General features: G+C 63.5%; 16 protein-coding genes. 10 read left to right on the top strand and 6 right to left on the bottom strand.

The annotated features are described in order from the left end of the window. Nucleotides 1–360: 360 nt before the first annotated feature. Nucleotides 361–2,073, top strand: coding sequence for a SulP family inorganic anion transporter (locus FA94_RS24585; RefSeq protein ID WP_035556126.1), 1,713 nt, complete (start codon nucleotides 361–363; stop codon nucleotides 2,071–2,073). 13 nt (nucleotides 2,074–2,086) lie between these two features. Here FA94_RS24585 and FA94_RS24590 read toward each other — a convergent pair whose 3' ends face one another. From FA94_RS24590 to FA94_RS24600, 3 genes are all read right to left on the bottom strand, one after another. Beyond that, nucleotides 2,087–2,446 (bottom strand): hypothetical protein, encoded by a 360-nt coding sequence (locus FA94_RS24590; RefSeq protein WP_035556128.1) that lies wholly within the window; start codon nucleotides 2,444–2,446, stop codon nucleotides 2,087–2,089. Between the two features lie 76 nt (nucleotides 2,447–2,522). Then, on the bottom strand, nucleotides 2,523–3,161 hold the full coding sequence (locus FA94_RS24595) for a LysE family translocator (protein WP_035556129.1): 639 nt from the start codon (nucleotides 3,159–3,161) through the stop codon (nucleotides 2,523–2,525). A 174-nt stretch (nucleotides 3,162–3,335) separates the two neighbouring features. Beyond that, entirely contained in the window at nucleotides 3,336–4,211 is an 876-nt protein-coding gene (locus tag FA94_RS24600) for a LysR family transcriptional regulator (protein WP_035562933.1), read from the bottom strand. A gap of 183 nt (nucleotides 4,212–4,394) precedes the next feature. Between FA94_RS24600 and FA94_RS24605 the strand changes: the two genes are divergently transcribed. The 6 genes from FA94_RS24605 to FA94_RS24630 all read left to right on the top strand — a co-directional run bounded on the left by FA94_RS24605 (nucleotide 4,395) and on the right by FA94_RS24630 (nucleotide 13,389). Next, the gene (locus FA94_RS24605) at nucleotides 4,395–4,829 is read left to right on the top strand and encodes a VOC family protein (RefSeq protein ID WP_035556130.1); all 435 of its coding nucleotides are present in this window, start codon (nucleotides 4,395–4,397) and stop codon (nucleotides 4,827–4,829) included. Nucleotides 4,830–5,157: 328 nt separating this feature from the next. Continuing rightward, nucleotides 5,158–8,412 (top strand): efflux RND transporter permease subunit, encoded by a 3,255-nt coding sequence (locus tag FA94_RS24610; RefSeq protein ID WP_035556132.1) that lies wholly within the window; start codon nucleotides 5,158–5,160, stop codon nucleotides 8,410–8,412. Between the two features lie 22 nt (nucleotides 8,413–8,434). Beyond that, entirely contained in the window at nucleotides 8,435–9,658 is a 1,224-nt protein-coding gene (locus FA94_RS24615; protein WP_035556134.1) for an efflux RND transporter periplasmic adaptor subunit, read from the top strand. Then, nucleotides 9,655–11,151: an efflux transporter outer membrane subunit gene (locus FA94_RS24620; RefSeq protein ID WP_035556136.1), complete on the top strand. Its 1,497-nt coding sequence runs from the start codon at nucleotides 9,655–9,657 to the stop codon at nucleotides 11,149–11,151. Before FA94_RS24615 ends, FA94_RS24620 begins: the two co-directional genes overlap by 4 nt. A gap of 88 nt (nucleotides 11,152–11,239) precedes the next feature. Beyond that, nucleotides 11,240–11,926, top strand: a complete 687-nt coding sequence (locus tag FA94_RS24625) for a heavy metal response regulator transcription factor (protein WP_007176723.1) — start codon at nucleotides 11,240–11,242, stop codon at nucleotides 11,924–11,926. Further along, nucleotides 11,923–13,389 (top strand): heavy metal sensor histidine kinase, encoded by a 1,467-nt coding sequence (locus FA94_RS24630; protein WP_035556138.1) that lies wholly within the window; start codon nucleotides 11,923–11,925, stop codon nucleotides 13,387–13,389. Before FA94_RS24625 ends, FA94_RS24630 begins: the two co-directional genes overlap by 4 nt. Here the strand turns inward: FA94_RS24630 and dinB are convergent. After that, complete coding sequence (gene dinB, locus FA94_RS24635) at nucleotides 13,356–14,522, bottom strand: DNA polymerase IV (RefSeq protein ID WP_035556141.1); 1,167 nt, start codon at nucleotides 14,520–14,522, stop codon at nucleotides 13,356–13,358. The genes FA94_RS24630 and dinB overlap by 34 nt on opposite strands. Beyond that, nucleotides 14,519–14,857: a type 2 periplasmic-binding domain-containing protein gene (locus tag FA94_RS24640; RefSeq protein WP_156126699.1), complete on the bottom strand. Its 339-nt coding sequence runs from the start codon at nucleotides 14,855–14,857 to the stop codon at nucleotides 14,519–14,521. Before FA94_RS24640 ends, dinB begins: the two co-directional genes overlap by 4 nt. 341 nt (nucleotides 14,858–15,198) lie before the next feature. Here FA94_RS24640 and FA94_RS24645 point away from each other — a divergent pair, with 341 nt between their 5' ends. Next, nucleotides 15,199–15,552, top strand: coding sequence for a BON domain-containing protein (locus tag FA94_RS24645; protein ID WP_035556144.1), 354 nt, complete (start codon nucleotides 15,199–15,201; stop codon nucleotides 15,550–15,552). 42 nt (nucleotides 15,553–15,594) lie between these two features. Beyond that, a complete protein-coding gene (locus tag FA94_RS24650) occupies nucleotides 15,595–16,473 on the top strand; it encodes an alpha/beta fold hydrolase (RefSeq protein ID WP_035556146.1) in 879 nt (292 codons plus the stop codon). Nucleotides 16,474–16,570: 97 nt separating this feature from the next. Here FA94_RS24650 and FA94_RS24655 read toward each other — a convergent pair whose 3' ends face one another. Continuing rightward, nucleotides 16,571–17,512, bottom strand: coding sequence for an AEC family transporter (locus FA94_RS24655; RefSeq protein ID WP_035556148.1), 942 nt, complete (start codon nucleotides 17,510–17,512; stop codon nucleotides 16,571–16,573). Nucleotides 17,513–17,824: 312 nt separating this feature from the next. On the opposite strand from FA94_RS24655, the gene FA94_RS24660 reads away from it, so the two are divergent. Next, nucleotides 17,825–18,520 carry a gluconate 2-dehydrogenase subunit 3 family protein gene (locus FA94_RS24660; protein WP_035556150.1) on the top strand — a complete coding sequence of 232 codons (696 nt, stop codon included), beginning with the start codon at nucleotides 17,825–17,827 and terminating at the stop codon, nucleotides 18,518–18,520. Nucleotides 18,521–18,555: the final 35 nt, after the last annotated feature.

Below are 18,555 nucleotides of genomic sequence, written 5' to 3' on the forward strand. Positions count from 1 at the left end.
GTATCTGTGTCTGAAGTATCGGACGTTTTGGCGTATCAAAGGTACTCGAAAAGTGTGCCGTCGCCGTAACGACGCCGCAACCACCTGCAACAGTGTTTTGCTGTTTCCCCTCCTGCGGTTTGTTTTTGCTTCGCTTAAACTCGCCGGTAACAAATTGTTACGGGGTCCGAGATGTTGACCGCATTCTTCATTGCCTGTCCGCTTTGCATCGTCGTGCTGTTCCATTTCGCGCGTCATGTCGATCCAGCCACGGGCCACTTCAAGCGTTAAATCCAGAAACCGGATAGCCCGGGACTTGCCTTTGTGTGCCGAATAGCGGCACGATGCGCGATTACCATCAAGAATGGGGCAGCATCGCGTATGCGAGATTTTCTGGCGGGTATGACGGCGCGCATGAGCGTGTTGAAGGGCGTCCTTCCGTTGACGCGCGGCAGCGCCGTGCGTGATGCGCTAGCCGGCGTGCAACTCGCGTCGATGGATATTCCGCAAGTCCTGGGCTACGCGCGTATCGCCGGCATGCCGGCCGTGGCAGGGCTTTACACCGTTTTCCTGCCGTTGCTCGCCTTTGCGTTTTTCGGTGCCTCCCGGCACCTCGTGGTCGCCGCCGATTCCGCGACCGCCACCATCTTCGCAAGCCGGCTCTCTACCATGGCGCCGCCGTCGAGCGTCGAATACGCGTCGCTCGCCGCGATGGTCGCGTTGCTGACCGCCGGGTTGCTGCTCGTCGCGCGTATTTTCAAACTGGGTTTTCTGGCCGACTTCCTGTCGCGCACCGTGCTGGTCGGTTTTCTCGCGGGCGTCGGCGTGCAGGTCGGCATTGCCATGCTCGGCGACATGTTCGGTGTGCCCGGCCATGCGGCGAGCAGCGTTGCGCAAGTGGCGCTGGTGGTGCGCGAAGCGGCGCAGATCCATCTGCCGACGCCAGGTATTTCGCTGCTGGTGGTCGTCGCCATTCTCGCGTGCAAACGCTTTTTGCCGCGTGCGCCGGTGCCGCTGTTCGCCGTCGTGGCGGGCATCGCCGCCAGCGATATCTACGGCTTCGCGGCGCACGGCATCTCCGTGCTCGGGCCGGTGGCGGGCGGACTGCCGCCGCTGCGCATGCCTTCCGTGACGTGGCAGCAGATGCTCGATCTGTTGCCGGTCGCAGCCTCCTGTTTCGTGATGATCGTCGCGCAGAGCGCCGCCGCGAGCCGTGTGTTCGCGGAGCGTTATCACGAACCCGTGGATACCAACGCCGACCTGCTGGGCATCGCCGCGGCCAACGCGGCGGCGGCGTTCACCGGCGCCTTCGTGGTCAACGGCAGCCCGACACAAACGGCCATGGGCGATCGCGCGGGCACGCGCAGCCAGTTCGCGCAGGTCGTGTTCGCGGCGGTGGTGGTGGTCGTGCTGCTGTTTTTCAGCCGCTTTTTGCAGTATCTGCCGCATTGCATTCTCGCCAGCATCGTCTTCACGATCGCCGTCGGGCTGATCAATGTGCAGGCGCTGTTTTCGATTCGCCGCGAAAGTCCGGGCGAATTCACGCTGGCCGTGTTTACCGCGCTGGCGGTCGTGCTGATCGGTGTCGAGCACGGCATTCTGGTGGCCGTGGCGCTCTCGCTGCTGCGCCACGTGCGCCACAGTTACCGTCCTCACACGATGATTCTCGCGCCCGGCGACGACGGCGTCTGGGTGCCGGTGCCTGCCGCGCCCGGCATGCAGACCGCGCCGGGGTTGATCGTCTATCGCTTCGGCGCCGACCTGTTCTACGCGAACGATCACTTTTTCGTCGACGATTCGCGCCGTTTGATTGATCACGCGCCGAGCAAGGTGCGCTGGTTCGTCGTCGACGCGAGTGCGATTACCGACCTCGACTATTCGGCGGCGCGTTCGGTGGGGGAGTTGTGCGAGGCGTTGAAGGCGAGCGGCATCGAAGTGATCTTCGCCCGCGTGAACCGCTATCTGCGCGCGGACATGGACCGGCATGGGATCACGCCGGTGATCGACACGAGCTGCATTTTCAGCACCTTGCATGAGGCGCTGCGCTCGGCCGGCGTGGAGAAGCCGGACCTGCACGTCAAGGAAGCCACCTAGCCGCTGGTTCTGTTTAGCGCGGCGCTTCGTCGTCGAAGAAGAAGTGGCCGATAAAGAAGCACGCACCGGCAACGGCCACGCCCAGCACGGCCACCGTATAAGCGAGCGCGGCGCCGTGCCACAGTCCGTCGAACCAGTCGTGAAGCTGCGCCATCAGCACTTCCGCCGTGCCGCCGATACGCTGCAATTCGATCTGATAGCGCGGATCGGCCATGCCGTACTGGGAGACGGCGCTGTCGGGCGGCGCGGCCGTCGCGTAGAGAATCACCGCGGCGATCAGACTGGCGATCAGCACCGCGGCGCCCGCCAGATAAAACCGCTTCTGCGATGACGGACGTTGCGCGCCCGGGTTTGAATGGTCGCTACCGCTCATTGTGTTCGTGGATCCGCTCTGCCTGTCGTGGCGACAGTATCGCAGAGCGGCGCCGCGCGTCATGCACCGCGCGCGGCTAGCTTTTCGATGTCAGCATCTTGAACCCGGCGATCCCGAACATGATCGCGAGCGAGCCGTCGAGCCAGCGCCGGACCGCCAGATAGATACGGCGCGCCGACGCGGTCGAGAACAGCACCGCGTAGCTGCTGAACACCGAAACGCCGATGCACATGCACCCCAGCACCACCGGCAAGGTACGCGAGGCGCCGCTGGCCGGCGACATGGCCAGCGACACGATCGACAGCCAGACCAGAATCGCCTTCGGATTGGTGAGATGCAGCAGCAGGCCACGCAGATAGAGACGCTGCGGTGCCTCGTTCTGGCGGGTCGCGCTGGTCGGCAACGCGCTAGCGCTGAAGGCGGAACGCGCGGACTTGAAACCGAGCCACAGCAGATAGAGTCCGCCGGCAATCTTGATTGCGACCAGACACTCCGAGTAAGAGGCCAGCACCGCCGACAACCCCAGCGACGCCAGCAGCGCCCAGAAGAATGAACCCGATACCACGCCGAGCGCGAACGTGAGCGCGGCGCGGCGGCCCGCGCTCATGGCCAGCGACATGATCGCCAGGTTGCTCGGCCCGGGGCTCGCGGTGCCGACGAAGTACGCGCCGTAGGCGATCAGGACATCGGCGGTGACGAAGCTGCTGGTGATCATGGGTTGAAAACCTCAATGGCGGGCAAACCGTGCCGCTCGACACGAACACGGGAAGAAAAGGCGACTCGATGCGCGAGCAACGATTCTGAGTGCTCACGCGCCAGGCTCACAGATACAGTTGGTACGGACGGCGACAGCACAATCGCAGGTGGCCGTTGGCGTCGGCATGATCGCTCACGCGCCGGCTGCCGTGCCGATGCAGTCGGCGAGCGCCGCCGCCACCGCTTGCCGGCTGTGCCGCGGACGCTGCACGAGGCCGATTTCACGATGAAAAGTCGCGTCGCCGAGTTCGAGTGCGACGACATTGGCGGGCCACTTGCCGAGCCCGACCGTGTTCGGAATCAACGCCACGCCGATGCCGCGCGCGACGAGTTGCACGATTCCCTGCAACTCGTCGAGCTCGATCACGTCCTGCACATTCAGCCGCGAGCGCCGCAGAAACCGGTCGACCAGCCGCCCGCCGAACGACGCGCGGTCGTAGCGGATAAACGGCGCGCTCCTGAGCAATTCGCGCCAGGCGGGCTGGTTGCGCGCGAGCGCTTTCGGCGCGAGCAGCACGAACGGCTCGCTGGCGAGCGTGCGCCATTCGAGTTCGGACGGCAGCGCGAACGGCGGCCGGATGATCACCGCCAGGTCGAGCTCGCCGGAATCCACCTGACCCAGCAAGCCCAGCGATACGCCCGGCACGACGCGAATTCGCCAGCCGGGGCGGTCGTCGCGAAAGCGCGCCAGCGCGTCGGCCAGAAACGACACCTGCGCGGACGCGATCGCGCCCACCCGCAGCATGCCGCTTTCCGCCGCGACCGCGCCGCGTTCCGAGAGCCGGGCGTACAGCGTCATCATTTCTTCGGCGAGCGCCAGCGTTTCGCGGCCCGCGTCGTTCAGCGTGGCGGAGCGCCCGGTGCGGTCGAACAGCGCGAAGCCGAGTTGTTCCTCGAGCCGCTGCATCTGCGCGCTCACGGCGGATTGCGTCAGGCCGATACGCGCGCCCGCGCCGGAAAACGTGCCGTACTGACTGACGGCGATAAAGGTCTTGAGTTCGCTCAGCATGATCGATTGATCGAATTTAGTGTTGGTCAGGTCAAGTATATATCGTTTTGAAGCAATTTTGGTCATGGTTAAAATTGGCTTCAACGGTGTGGCGTTGTGCGCCGTGGTGCGCTTATCTCAGCCCACCGCAATGTCAACCCGACGCATTTCAATCCCTCATACCCACCACGAGCCTTTCCCATCATGAGCGTTGCCGAAACCAGTTTGCCGCCGTTCCATCTGGCGTTTCCTGTTCATAGTCTCGCCGCCGCGCGCGAGTTTTACGGCGACCTGCTGGGTTGTCCGGAAGGCCGCAGTTCGGAGGCATGGGTCGATTTCAATTTCTACGGTCATCAGATCGTCGCGCACCTCGCGCCGGACGAAATTGGCCACCGCCAAACCAGTAAGGTGGACGGCGACGCCGTGCCGGTCCGTCACTTCGGCGCCGTGCTGTCCATGCCGCAATGGCAGGCTGCCGCCGACAAACTGCAACAGGCCGGTATCGATTTCATCATCGAACCGCATGTGCGTTTCAAGGGCGAAGTCGGCGAGCAGGCGACCATGTTCTTTCTCGATCCGTCGGGCAATGCGCTGGAATTCAAGGCGTTTGCCGATATGTCGTCGTTGTTCGCGAAGTAGTTTTTTTACGGATGTAATGCGGTTCGGCGTTGAGACTGAACCCGTTTTGAAGGACAAGTTAAGTATTTGCTTGTCATAATTTGTTCTGAGCGCCTGTCTCGTGGTTTCCGCGCGAGGCGGGCGATTTCAAGTATCGCCAACAGCGCCTATCTTCATTCAACAAACGTTTGCTCATCGCCAATTGCGGCGGTGTTTCAAACGCATTTCGCCTTACATTAACCTTCCTGACAGTTCCGCCATTTTCACGCCATGCAGGTGTTGGTGCTAGCGATCTAGCATATGCGCTGGATTCAACCATCCCTTACCAGCATTCTCTCGGGCGCGTTTCATGTGGATCGTCAACGTTGCGCTTAAACGGCCATACACGTTCATCGTGATGGCCATTCTGATCTTGCTGGCGACGCCGTTCGTGCTGTTGACCACGCCGGTCGACGTGTTGCCGGAAATCAATATTCCGGTGGTCAGCATCATCTGGAATTACACCGGTTTGTCGGCCGAAGATATGGCCAACCGTATCACCTCGGTCAACGAGCGCAGCCTGACCACCACCGTCAACGACATCGAGCACATCGAGTCGCAGTCGCTGGCGGGCATTGCGATTCTGAAAATCTTTCTGCAACCCACGGCGAACATCCAGACCGCGATCGCACAGACCGTTGCGGTGGAGCAGGCGCAGCTCAAGCAGATGCCGCCGGGCGCGACGCCGCCGCTCGTGATCAGCTATTCGGCCTCGAGCATTCCGGTGATCCAGCTCGGCCTGTCGAGCCCGAAGCTCTCGGAGCAGGCGCTCAACGACACCGCGCTGAACTTCCTGCGTCCGCAACTCGTGACGATTCCCGGCGCGGCCGTGCCGTATCCGTACGGCGGCAAGTCGCGTCTGATCTCGGTCGACCTCGACACGCGCGCGTTGCTGGCGAAAGGCCTGACGCCCTCGGACGTGGTCAGCGCGTTCAACGCGCAGAACCTGATTCTGCCGACCGGTACGGCCAAGATCGGGCCGAAGGAATACACGATCAACATGAACGGCTCGCCCGCCACGGTGGAAGGGCTCAACGACATTCCGGTGCGCACGCTCAACGGCGCGACGACTTATCTACGCGAGGTCGCGCACGTGCGCGACGGCTTCTCGCCGCAGACCAACGTGGTGCGTCAGGACGGCCACCGCGGCGTGTTGATCTCGGTACTCAAGAACGGCAGTGCGTCGACGCTGTCGATCGTCAATACGTTGCGCGATCTGCTGCCGAACGCGCGCGCGTCGTTGCCGCCCGACCTGAACGTGACGGCGCTGTTCGATCAGTCGGTGTTCGTGAAGGCGGCCGTGCAGGGCGTGGTGCGTGAGGCGCTGGTGGCCGCCGCGCTGACCGCCGCGATGATTCTGCTGTTCCTCGGCAACTGGCGCAGTACCTGCATCATCGCGATCTCGATTCCGTTGTCGATTCTGTCTTCGCTGATTGCCTTGCATGCGCTCGGGCAGACCATCAACATCATGACGCTCGGCGGGCTCGCGCTCGCTGTCGGGATTCTGGTCGACGATGCAACGGTGACGATCGAGAATATCGAACGGCATCTGCATATGGGCACGAATCTGCACGACGCGATTCTCGACGGCGCGGGCGAAATCGCGATTCCGGCGCTGGTGTCCACGCTGTGTATCTGTATCGTGTTCGTGCCGATGTTCTTCCTGACCGGTGTGGCGCGCTATCTGTTCGTGCCGCTCGCCGAAGCGGTGGTGTTCGCGATGCTCGCCTCGTACATTCTGTCGCGCACGCTGGTGCCGACCATGGCGATGCTGCTGATGGGCCACGCGCACAAGCCGAAAGCCGGCGCGAAACCGAATCCGTTCATGCGCATCTATCACCGCTTCGATCAGGGTTTCGAGCGCATGCGGGCCGGCTACATCATGATTCTGAGCAGTGTGCTGGTGCGGCGCGGGCGCTTCGGCAGCCTGTTTCTCGGCTTCTGCATTGTCTCGATGGGGCTGGTTTTCGTGCTCGGCGAAGACTTCTTTCCGAGTGTCGACGCGGGCGATATCCGCCTGCATATGCGTGCGCCGACCGGCACCCGGATCGAGGAAACCGCGCGTCTCGCGGACGAGGTCGAGAAGGCGATTCGCGAGGTCGTTCCCGCGAAGGAACTGGGCACGATTCTCGACAACCTCGGCTTGCCGTATAGCGGTATCAATCTCTCGTACAGCAATGCCGGCACGATCGGCACGCTCGACGGCGAGATCCAGGTCGCGCTGAACGAAGACCACAAGCCGACGCAAACCTACATGGACAAGTTGCGCACGATTCTGCCGCAGCGTTTTCCAGGCGTGGAGTTTTTCTTCCAGCCGGCCGACATCGTCACGCAGATTCTGAACTTCGGTTTGCCGGCGGCAGTGGACGTGCAGATTTCCGGTGCGGATCAGCAGGGCAACTTCGACATTGCGCGCAAACTGCTGAAGCAGGTGCGGATGATTCCCGGCACAGTGGATACGCACATCCAGCAGAAACTGGATGAGCCGGCCATCAATCTTCAGATGGATCGCACCCGTTTGCAGCAGCTCAATCTGAGCGCGAGCAACGTGGCGCAAAACGTGCTGATTTCGTTGTCGGGCAGCTCGCAAACGTCGCCGGGTTTCTGGTTCAACAACCGCAACGGGGTCGAATACAGCGTCGCGGTGCAGACGCCGCAGTACCAGGTGTCGTCGATCGACGAATTGCTGCGCACGCCCGTGTCGGGCTCGGCCAACGGGCCGACGCAACTGCTCGGCAACCTGGTGCGTGTGTCGCCGCAGAGTCAGTTCGCGGAAGTCACGCACTACAACATCAAACCGGTGATCGATCTGTACGTGAGCGTGGAAAACCGCGACCTGGGCAGCGTGGCGAGCCAGGTCGACAAGCTGGTGAATGACGCGCGCGCGTCGCTGCCGCGCGGCAGTCAGATCGTCGTGCGCGGCCAGGTGCAGACCATGCGCAGTTCGTTCTTCGGGCTAGGTATTGGCGTGGCGATGGCGATCGTGCTGGTGTACCTGTTGATCGTGGTGAACTTCCAGTCGTGGGTCGATCCGCTGATCATCGTCAGCGCGTTGCCGGCGGCGCTCGCGGGCATTGTGTGGATGCTGTTTCTGACCGGCACGCATCTGAGCGTACCGGCGCTGACCGGCGCGATCATGACGATGGGCGTGGCGACCGCCAACAGTATTCTGATGGTGTCGTTCGCGCGCCAGCGGCTCTCGGCCGGCGCACCGCCGCTGACCGCCGCGCTCGAAGCCGGTGCGAGCCGGATCCGGCCGGTGCTGATGACCGCTTTCGCCATGATCATCGGCATGATTCCGATGGCGCTCGGTCTCGGCGAAGGCGCCGAGCAGAACGCGCCGCTCGGCCGCGCGGTGATCGGCGGCCTGCTGTTCGCCACGGTGTCCACGCTGTTTTTCGTGCCGCTGGTGTTTGCGGGTATTCATACCCGGCTCGCGCGGCGCCACGGTAAAGACGACGATGCGGACCACTCGGGCCGCCACGACGATGGCCACGACGGCGGTAACGGTAATGGCAACGACGGCCCCGCGCCGGACCACGGCGGCGCTGCCAAGCCCGCGTAAAGTTAAATGATGGCTGACTGAAATGACCGAAAAAACCCATGCATCGCTAGCGATCCCCGCGCGAGAGACCGAAGGCGGGCACGCATTGCCGCCGCGCCATCGCGAATGGAAGCGCGCCAAAATCGCCATCTGGATCGTGCTGGCGCTGCTCGCCGTGGGCGCGTTGCGCACCGTGGTCGCAGACGTGCTGCAGAGCCGTTCGGTGGCGGAGACGACCAAACAGAACGCCACCCAATACGTGAACGTGGTGAGCCCGACGCAGACCGCGGGCGGCGGTGACACGCTGTTGCCGGGCACCTTGCGCGGTAACGTGGAGTCGCCGATCTATGCGCGCTCGACGGGTTATCTGCTGCACTGGTACGCCGATATCGGCGCGCGGGTGAAGCAGGGGCAACTGCTGGCCGATCTGGACACGCCGGAAATCGATCAGGAATTGGCGCAGGCGTTGGCGCAGCGTCAACAGACCAGCTCGAGTCTCGGCCTCGCGAAGAGCTCGCTGGACCGCTGGCAGCAATTGCGTCAGCGCGACGCGGTGTCGCAACAGGAACTCGACGAGCGGCAGAGCACGTACACGCAGGGCGTCGCCAACCTTGCCGCCGCCGATGCCAACGTCAAACGTCTGCAGCAACTGGAATCGTTCAAGCGCATCGTCGCGCCGTTCGCGGGCGTGGTCACGCAACGCAATGTCGACGTCGGCGACCTGATCGACGCGGGCAGCGGCACGAGCCGCGCGCTGTTCGCGCTGGCGCAGTCGGATCCGCTGCGCGTTTATGTGCAATTGCCGCAGGCTTACGCGCAAAACGTCTCGGTTGGCCAGAAGGTGGTGGTGACCCAGGCGGAACTGCCGGGTCAGCAATTCCACGGCACGATCACGCACATGTCCGGCGCGATCGACGTGCCGACGCGTTCGCTGCAGATCGAAGTGACGCTGCCGAACCCCGACGACAAGCTGCGCCCCGGCGCGTATGTCCAGGTTGCGGTGCCGGCCGTGGCCCACGCGCAACTGATGGTGCCGGGCAACGCGCTGCTGTTCCGCGCGGAAGGTCCGCGGCTCGCGGTGGTCGACGGGGACGGCAAGGTGCAGTTGCGCAAGATCGTGATTGCGCAGGATCTCGGGCAGACGCTCGAAATCGAAAGCGGGATCGAGGCGAGCGACAAGGTGATCATCAACCCGAGCGATTCGATCGCGGACGGCGATCACGTGCAGATCACCCAGCCGCAGAAAAACGGCAAGGGGGCGTCTTGAAGGTCGCAGGCCCCTGCCGGGCGATCACGACACTCGCGGGCGCGGCGTTGCTCGCGGCGTGCACGGTCGGTCCGGACTATCAGCGCCCGCAAGCCGAGGTGCCGCCTACATGGCAGACCGATTCGTACTGGCGGGTGGCCGAGCCGTCGCACGCGCCGATCGCGCTGGACTGGTGGAGCGGTTTCGGCGATCCGGCGCTGGCCGCGCTGGAAACTCAGGCGCTCGCGCAGAACCAGACGCTGGTGGCCGCTAGCGCCCACTATGCGCAGGCCACGGCGACGCTCGCGAATACGCGCGCGCAGCAGATTCCCGAGGTCGACCTTGGCGCAACCGGCTCGCGCTTCCGTATTTCGAAGGACCGTCCGCTGACCAATTACGCGACGCCGACCGAGTCGACGGTGCAGAACAACGTGCAGCTCGGCCCCACGATCAACTACGACACCGATCTATTCGGCCGGATACGTCGTCAGGTGGAAGGCGCGACGGCGTCGGCGCAGCAATCGGCCGACGACCTCGCCAACGCGCGGCTGGTGCTGACCACCGACCTCGCCACCGACTATTTCTCGCTGCGCGAACTCGACGCCGAGATCGACGTGCTGAACCAGTCGGTGAAACTGCAGCAGAAGGCGCTCGATTACGTGAGCTCCGAGCATGAGTTGGGCTCGGTGTCGGGGCTCGACGTGCTGCAGCAGAAGTCGCTGCTCGACTCGACCAAGGTGCAGGCGCAACTACTGCTGAATCAGCGCGCGCAATTCGAACATGCGATCGCCGCGCTGGTCGGCGTACCCGCGCCGCAGTTCGCCATCGCGCCCAAGGTGCTCGACACGCAGGTGCCGGCAATTCCGCTCGGCGTGCCGAGCGACGTGTTGCAGCGCCGCCCGGATATCGCCTCCGCCGAACGGGCGATGGCCGCGGCGAATGCGCAGATCGGCGTGGCCAAGGCGGCGTTTTTCCCGAGCCTGACGCTGACGCCGGGCATCGGCTGGGAAGCCACGCAGTTCGCCAGCCTGCTGAGCGCGCCAACGCTGATGTGGACGCTCGGCGCGACGGTCGGCCAGGTGCTGTTCGACGGCGGCCGCCGCGCGGCGAACGTGAAGTTCGCGAGCGAAGGCTACAGGGCCAACGAGGCCAACTACCGGCAAACCGTGCTGACCGCATTCCAGCAGGTGCAGGACGGTATCACCGGGCTGTCGGTGCTGGACGGCGCGGCGAAGCAGTCGCACGAAGCGGTGACCGACGCGCAGCATCTGCTGTCGCTCGCCAACGACCGCTATTCGGGCGGCCTCGTCGCGTATCTCGACGTGATCACCGCGCAGCAGTCGCTGCTCACGAGCGAGCGCCAGGACGTGCAGATTCACGGCCAGCAGATGACGCTGTCGGTGGCGCTGGTGAAGGCATTGGGCGGCGGCTGGGAGGCCGGCACGGCAGTCGCGGCCACCTCGACAGACGCACAATCGAACGACGCGAAGGAGGCGATGGCTCCCGCGCGGTGAGCCGGCCGATCATGAGCAGGCATGGGTGGGAGAGGGATGCGCAAGCAATGCGAGGCGTTTCGTATAATGCACAGACAAGGGGACGCGCATGAAATTGCTGATTGTTGAAGACGAGCACAAGGTGGTGGACTATCTGCGCTCCGGTTTGACAGAGCAGGGCTGGGTCGTGGACGTCGCGCTAGATGGCGAGGAGGGCATGCATCTCGCCACCGAATTCGATTACGACGTGATCGTGCTCGACGTGATGCTGCCCAAACGCGACGGCTTCAGCGTGCTGAAGGCGCTGCGCATGCGCAAGTCCACGCCGGTCATCATGCTGACCGCGCGCGACCATGTGAACGACCGCGTGCGCGGCCTGCGCGAAGGCGCGGACGACTACCTCACCAAACCGTTTTCGTTCCTCGAACTGGTCGAGCGGCTGCATGCGCTGGCGCGCCGCACGCGCTCGCAGGAATCGACGCTGATTTCAGTGGGCGATCTGTTCGTCGATCTGATCGGCCGCCGCGCGACCCGCGACGGCGTACGCCTCGACCTGACCGCCAAAGAGTTTCAGTTGCTCAGCGTGCTGGCTCGCCGGCAAGGCGACATTCTGTCGAAGACCGCGATCACCGAACTCGTCTGGGACGTCAATTTCGACAGCCACACGAACGTGGTGGAGACCGCGATCAAGCGCCTGCGCGCGAAGCTCGACGGTCCGTTTCCGTCCAAGCTGCTGCATACCGTGCGCGGCATGGGCTATGTGCTCGAAGTGCGCGAGGAGGCTGAGCAGTCATGAACCGATCGATCGCCCGCCGCCTCGCGCTGATGTTCGCGCTGGTCGCGTTGTCCGTGTTCACGCTGGTGGGCACGGGACTTTTCGTGGTGTTGCGTACGCAGCTCGAACACCATCTGCGCGAGTCGCTCGACGATCGCGTGCAGATCGCGCGCATCATCGTTTATCACGCCGTGACGCCGGAAAAATGGCGCATGTGCCGCGAAAAACTCACCGACATGACGCCGCACGACGGCAGCACGGTGTACTCGGTGTCGAGCACCGATCCGTATTTCCATTACGGCCAGCCGGTCGAAGGCACGGCGGTGAAAAACTGGCCGGGCGGTTACGCGCGCGTGAAGCCGGCCGGCGGCGGCCAGGACATGCTGACCTCCACGGTGACGGTCCCGTCTTACGACGCGCGCCCGCCGCTGCAATTGCAGGTGGCCGCGAGCTATTCGCCGAACATTCGCACCATGCGCGTATTCGGCTCGGCGCTCGCCGCGCTGTCCGCGTTGGGCAGTCTCGCGGTGCTGCTGCTCAGTTATTCGGTGACGCGTCTCGGCCTCGCGCCGCTCACGCGCCTCACGCGCGACGCGTCCGCCGTCAGTCCGAACAACCGCTCGCAGCGCCTGAATACCGCCTCGCTGCCGCTCGAACTGAACGACCTGGCCAACTCATTCAACGGTGCGCTCGAACGGCTGGACGGCGCGTATGGCCGCCTCGAATCGTTCAATGCCGACGTGGCTCACGAACTGCGTACGCCGGTGACGATTCTGATCGGCCAGACCGAAGTGGCGTTGACCCGTAATCGTTCGGTGGACGACCTGCGTCATACGCTGCAATCGAACCTCGAAGAATACGAGCGGATGCGCGCGATCATCAACGACATGCTGTTCCTCGCGCGCGCCGATCAGGGCGAACGCGCGACCGGTTTGGTCGAGGTGTCGCTGGCCGCGGAAGTGGCGCACACGCTGGAGTTCCTCGAGATTCCACTCGAGGAAGCGCGCGTGCATGCCCAGCTTCGCGGTGACGCGCAGATCCGCGTGAACCGCTCGCTGTTCGGCCGCGCCTGCACGAATCTGCTGATGAACGCGATCCAGCACTGCGAACCCGGCGCGTCGATCAGCGTAACGATTGCGCGCGACAACGATCAGGTGCGTGTGGCGGTGGCGAATCCCGGCGAGCCGATCGAGCCCGGCGTGCTCGAGCATCTGTTCGACCGCTTCTATCGCGCGGAGGTCTCGCGCACGAATAGCCGCGAAAACCATGGCCTCGGTCTGGCGATCGTGAAGGCGATCGCGGAGATGCATCGCGGCACGGTGTCGGCGCACAGCGCGAACGGCATCAATACGTTTTCGTTTTCGATCGCGGCCTCGCAGATCGACACGGCCTTGCCGACCATGCGTCAAGCTACTGGCAACAGCGCCAATGTCGCGGCCGAGGCGACGGGTTATTCGTCGCTGGTGAAAGGCAAATCCGCCTGAACCGGCAGGCGCGGTTTGGCCGCTTGCGCGTTGGCCGGCGTCAACGCGCTCACGCGTACGCCCAGCAGCCGCAGCTTGCGGTTCAATTCCACCCGCCGCAGACATTCGGTCGCCGCGCGGCGGATTTCGGCGGCGTCGGCGGTGGGTTCGTCCAGCGTCAGGTCGCGCGTGACCGTGCGGAAGTCGTCGTAGCGCAGTTTGATGCCCACGGTGCGGCCCACATAACCCTTGCGCACGAGATCTTCCGCGACCCGCACGCACAGGCCCGTAAACGAACTGGATAGCGCAGGCCGGTCGTGGCGCGGGTGCAGATCGCGCTCAAAAGTGGTTTCGCGGCTCATCGACTTGGGCTCGGATTCGACCACCACCGGCCGTTCGTCATGACCTTGCGCGATCTGCATCAGCCACGCCGAATAGCTGCGCCCGAAGTGATCCTGCAATAGCCCCGCGTCCGCCGCGGCCAGATCGCCGACCGTCGCGAGACCCAGCCCCGTGAGTTTTTCCGCGGCCTTCGGGCCGATCCCGTTGACCTTTCGCACCGGCAGCGGCCAGACGCGCAACGGCACGTCGGCCGGTGTGAGGATCGTGAGGCCGTTGGGTTTGTCGAGTTCGGAACCGATCTTGGCCAGCAGCTTGTTCGGCGCGACGCAGATCGAACACGTGAGGCCAGTGGCTTCATTGACCGCGTTCTTGATGCGCGCGGCGATCTCGTGCGGCTCGCCCGGCAGGTCGGTGAGATCGATATAGATTTCGTCGATGCCGCGATCTTCGATCCGATCCGTGAACGTGGCGACCGCCGTTTTGAAGACGCGTGAGTAATGGCGATAGGAGTCGAAATCGGTGGGCAGCAGAATTGCGTCGGGCGCGAGCACGGCGGCTTTCATCATGCCCATGGCCGAGAACACGCCGAGCGCGCGCGCTTCATACGTGGACGTGGTGACCACGCCGCGACCCGCGTAATCGCGCAGTTTCGCAAAGCGGCGAGTGCCGTCTTCAAGGAGTTGCGGCGCGGCGTTGCGGCCGCCGCCGATCACCACGGCCTGACCACGCAGTTCCGGATAGCGCAACAACTCGACGGACGCATAAAACGCGTCCATGTCGAGGTGCGCGATGCGGCGGCTTGCAGAATTCATGACGATGGGTAATGGCAATAACGGGGATAACGGCAGCAGATGAGGCGTTTAATGCGCTTGCCGTGCTGCGTTGCGATAGCGTATGCCGCGCGGGAAGCCAAACCATCATAGTACCTTGCCATGCGGCGGAGTAGCCGCACCAGCCGGCCGCTTTCGATATGCGGCCGCACAAGGTACTCCGTCGATTGACTGAAGCCCAGGCCGGCGCACGCGACGTCGATTTCCGCCTGCATGTCGTCCGTCACGAACACGGCCGACGACGGTTGAAACTGCCGTTCGCCTCGAAATACCCACGGCCACGGCCGGCCGCTCGCCCGATCGATCAGATTGGTCACTGGCATTGACTCCCGATCCTTCAGCGTGCGCGGTTCGCCGACCCGGTAAGTGTCCGGTCACGCGCGGGTGGCCGACGGCGGCTATTCGGTTGCGTGATCAACTGAGCGCGAGCCGCGAAGCGATTCCTTCAGGAATATTCACGCTTTTTAACAGGTGGGGGCAGCGGCGAGAGGCGGCCGCTTTTCGCGGGCAGATCGCGCTTAGTAAGGCTTAAGAAGGATTTAGGGGCGTTAGCGGGAAACGGCCACTACGATGGTGTCGTTGCAATGGCGGCAGGCTCAGCATGCCGCGACAGGGCCTTTACGGTCTCTTCTCCCCGAACCTCTATCAGGAATCCATCATGCGAATTTCCGCATTCGCCGCGGTAGGTATCGCGGCCGCGTTTGCCTCCCACCTCGCCATCGCTCAAACCGCCAATGACGCCGCCGCATCGCAGCCGGCAGTTGCCATGACGAAAGCGGATGCCCGTCTGCACAACCGTCAACTGTCGAAGTCCGTGCGCCACGCGCTGTATTCGACCAAGGGTCTGCAGGCCAGCAACATCGCGGTGCTGGTGAAAGGCGGTACGGTCTCGCTCGTTGGCACGGTACCCGATGCAAGCCAGATCCAGAAAGCGGGCGATGTCGCGCAACGCGTTCCGCAAGTGGCGGCCGTCGACAATCGTCTGATCGTCGAAGAAGAAGGCGCGCAGTAAGCGCAGTAGCGTCGCGCATTCAATCACTTCGAGGATCACAACATGGAAACAGAGTCGATCGCGATCAGGCACCACACGATTCGTGCCAATGGTATCCGGCAACATTACCTGGATGCCGGCAGTGGCCCGGTAGTCGTGCTACTGCATGGCTTTCCCGAGACCAGCTTCGCATGGCGTTATCAGATGCCCGTGCTGGCCCGGCATTATCGGGTCATTGCGCCCGACCTGCGGGGCTACGGCGAAACCGACAAGCCCAGTTCGGGCTACGACAAGCGCAATATGGCGCTGGATATCATCAGCCTGCTCGACCAGTTGGGTATCGGCAAGGTCGCGCTCGTCGGGCACGATCGCGGCGCGCGCGTGGCGACGCGGCTGACCAAGGATCATCCCGAGCGGGTGGACCGGCTGGTGGTGATGGACAACGTGCCGACCCGCGTGGTCGCACAGAACATGAATCCGCAGACGGCGCGCGCGTACTGGTTCTTCCTGTTCCACCTCGTGGCGGACCTGCCGGAAACGCTGATCGCGGGTAAGGAAGAGGCGTGGCTGCATCACTTCTTCGCGGACTGGTGCTACAACCCGCACACGATCGAAGGCGCGGACTTCGATACTTATGTGAAGGCCTACAAGCGGCCGGGCGCGGTGCGCGGCGCGATGTCCGACTACCGCGCGAATGCCGACGATGTCGCGCAGGATCTGGTCGACGCCGACGTGAAGATTGCCTGTCCGACCATGGCACTGTGGGGCGAAGACTTCTACGCGGTGGGCGGCATGTTCGACATGAAGGCGGTGTGGGAAGGCATGGCGACCCATCTGCGCGCGGAGCCGATTGCGCAATGCGGGCATTTGCCCCAGGAAGAGCAACCGGAACGGGTCAACGAACTGCTGATCGATTTCCTGCGCGGCTGGACCGGCAACTGATCGTCCGACGTGGAATGGCAGGCAGCGTGCCGGCGCGGCTACCGATCTTCGGGTCAGTGGCCTCGCCGGCTATTCCGCGTGCTTGCGGACTACGCGGTCAAAGATAGCCCAGCAGAAAAATCGTGGCCGTCAGCGAGACGATCGACAACACGCTAGACATGACCAGCGTCGTCCCGGCCGTGGTGTCCTGCACGCCATACGAGAGGCCGAACAGAATGCCGAACGAACCGCAGGGAATGGCCGACAGCAAAATCGCTTCACCAGCAATCTGTTTGGGCAATGCGAGCACGACGACGAGCGCGAGCGCGATCAGCGGCTGAACGATATTACTGAGCGCCACGCCCGCCCACACTTCCCGGTCGAGCCGGAACGGTTGAGACGCCAGGATCAGCCCGGTTGAAAACAAGGCGAGGCCCGCAGTCGTGCTGCCGATAATCCCGAGCGACTGAACCAGCAGCCCCGGCAATTCCCAGCCTGCCAGCGAAACAAACACACCGAGAATCGGCGCGATCACGATCGGTTTAACGAAGGTCGTGACCAGTGCCTTCGCCAGCAGGTTAGTGTGCGGGCCGCCACTGTCCCGCGTTTTCGCGCGCTCCAGCAGAATCAATCCGGCCGGCGACATCACGACCGACGCCGTCGTGATCGCGAGCGCCACCGTCAGATTGCTCTCGTCGCCGTAAACACTGTGCAGCAGCGGCAAGCCGATCGCGGCGAAGTTCGGCATGCCGATGGTGACGGCGCGAACCGCCGCATTCGACGGCGCCACGTTGAAGACGAAACGTGACAGCGCGAGCGACGCGAAATACGGCACCAGCATCACCGCGACCAGCAACAGGATCAGCATGAGATGGCTGCCGAGGCTGGCGCGCTGCATCTTCGCCGTATAGAGAAACAGCGCGAATGGCAGCGCGTAGTCGACCAGCATCGAGTTGATCGCCGACAGCGGCATCGCGCCCCGCGCGAGTTTTCCGGCCAGATAGCCCATTGCCATCGAGAAGAAAAACGGCACGAGTGCATAACTGATTTCGTGAAGCATGGGTGGTGGCTCGCTTGATGGTGTCGCGGTGGACTTGAGGACCTGACACGGGCGCAACCGCTCAGCGCCGCATCGATCTCGATCAACGAGTCTATTGAGCAGCGTGCATTTAGTCGTTTGATAAAAATGAAATGTTCTGAATCGCGGGGGCAGTGACTTAAGCGTTGCTTCGCGATCGCTTGATCGGCCACGCAACAGCAGGGTGGTGCGCCACATTAATAACTCTTCAGGCTCGGCTAATTTAATTAATGGCTTGCCCACGTAGGATCTCGCTCAACCACGATCCAATGCATTCCCAATCGGAGCGCTTGCATGAAACCCATTGGTATCTCTCCTGGGCGACGCGCATTCATGCGCAGTGTCGCCAGCGCGGCGCCGGCCGCCGTGGCGATCGGCGCGGGCGTTGCCGGCGTGATGGCGAATTCGACGGCGGGCAGCGCGGCTCCTTTCCAGCCTCGCTATTTCACGGCGACGGAATGGCGGCTGCTGGTCGGCCTGGTGGATCGTCTGATCCCCGCGGACCGTGAAGGGCCCGGCGCGCTCGAAGCCGGCGTGCCGGAATTCATCGACCTGCAGATGAACACGCCGTACGGCTATGGCGCGCTCTGGTACATGCATGGACCCTTCGTCGCGGGGCCGGCAACGCTGGGCTATCAGCTCGAATACAGTCCGCGCGCGATGTACCGCGTGGCACTCGCCGGACTCGACGAACAGTTGCGCAAGCAATTTTCCCGGCACTTCGACGAACTCGACAGCGCGACGCGCGACAGCGTGATCGGCCAACTGGAGCAGGGCAAGCTCGATATCGGCGCGGCGCCCGCCGCGGACTTTTTCAACCAGCTACTGCAGAACACGCATGAAGGCTACTTCTGCGATCCGAAGCACGGCGGTAATCGCGATATGGCGGCCTGGAAGATGATCAATTTTCCAGGTGCACGTGCCGACTACATCGACTGGGTCGAGCAATACGGGAAACGTTATCCGCTTGGGCCGGTGTCCAGCGCCTGAATACGACGTTCCGATGCCGGTTTATGGCGTTTGCA

The organism is Burkholderia sp. 9120, assembly GCF_000745015.1.
In the GTDB taxonomy this organism is placed as follows: domain Bacteria; phylum Pseudomonadota; class Gammaproteobacteria; order Burkholderiales; family Burkholderiaceae; genus Paraburkholderia.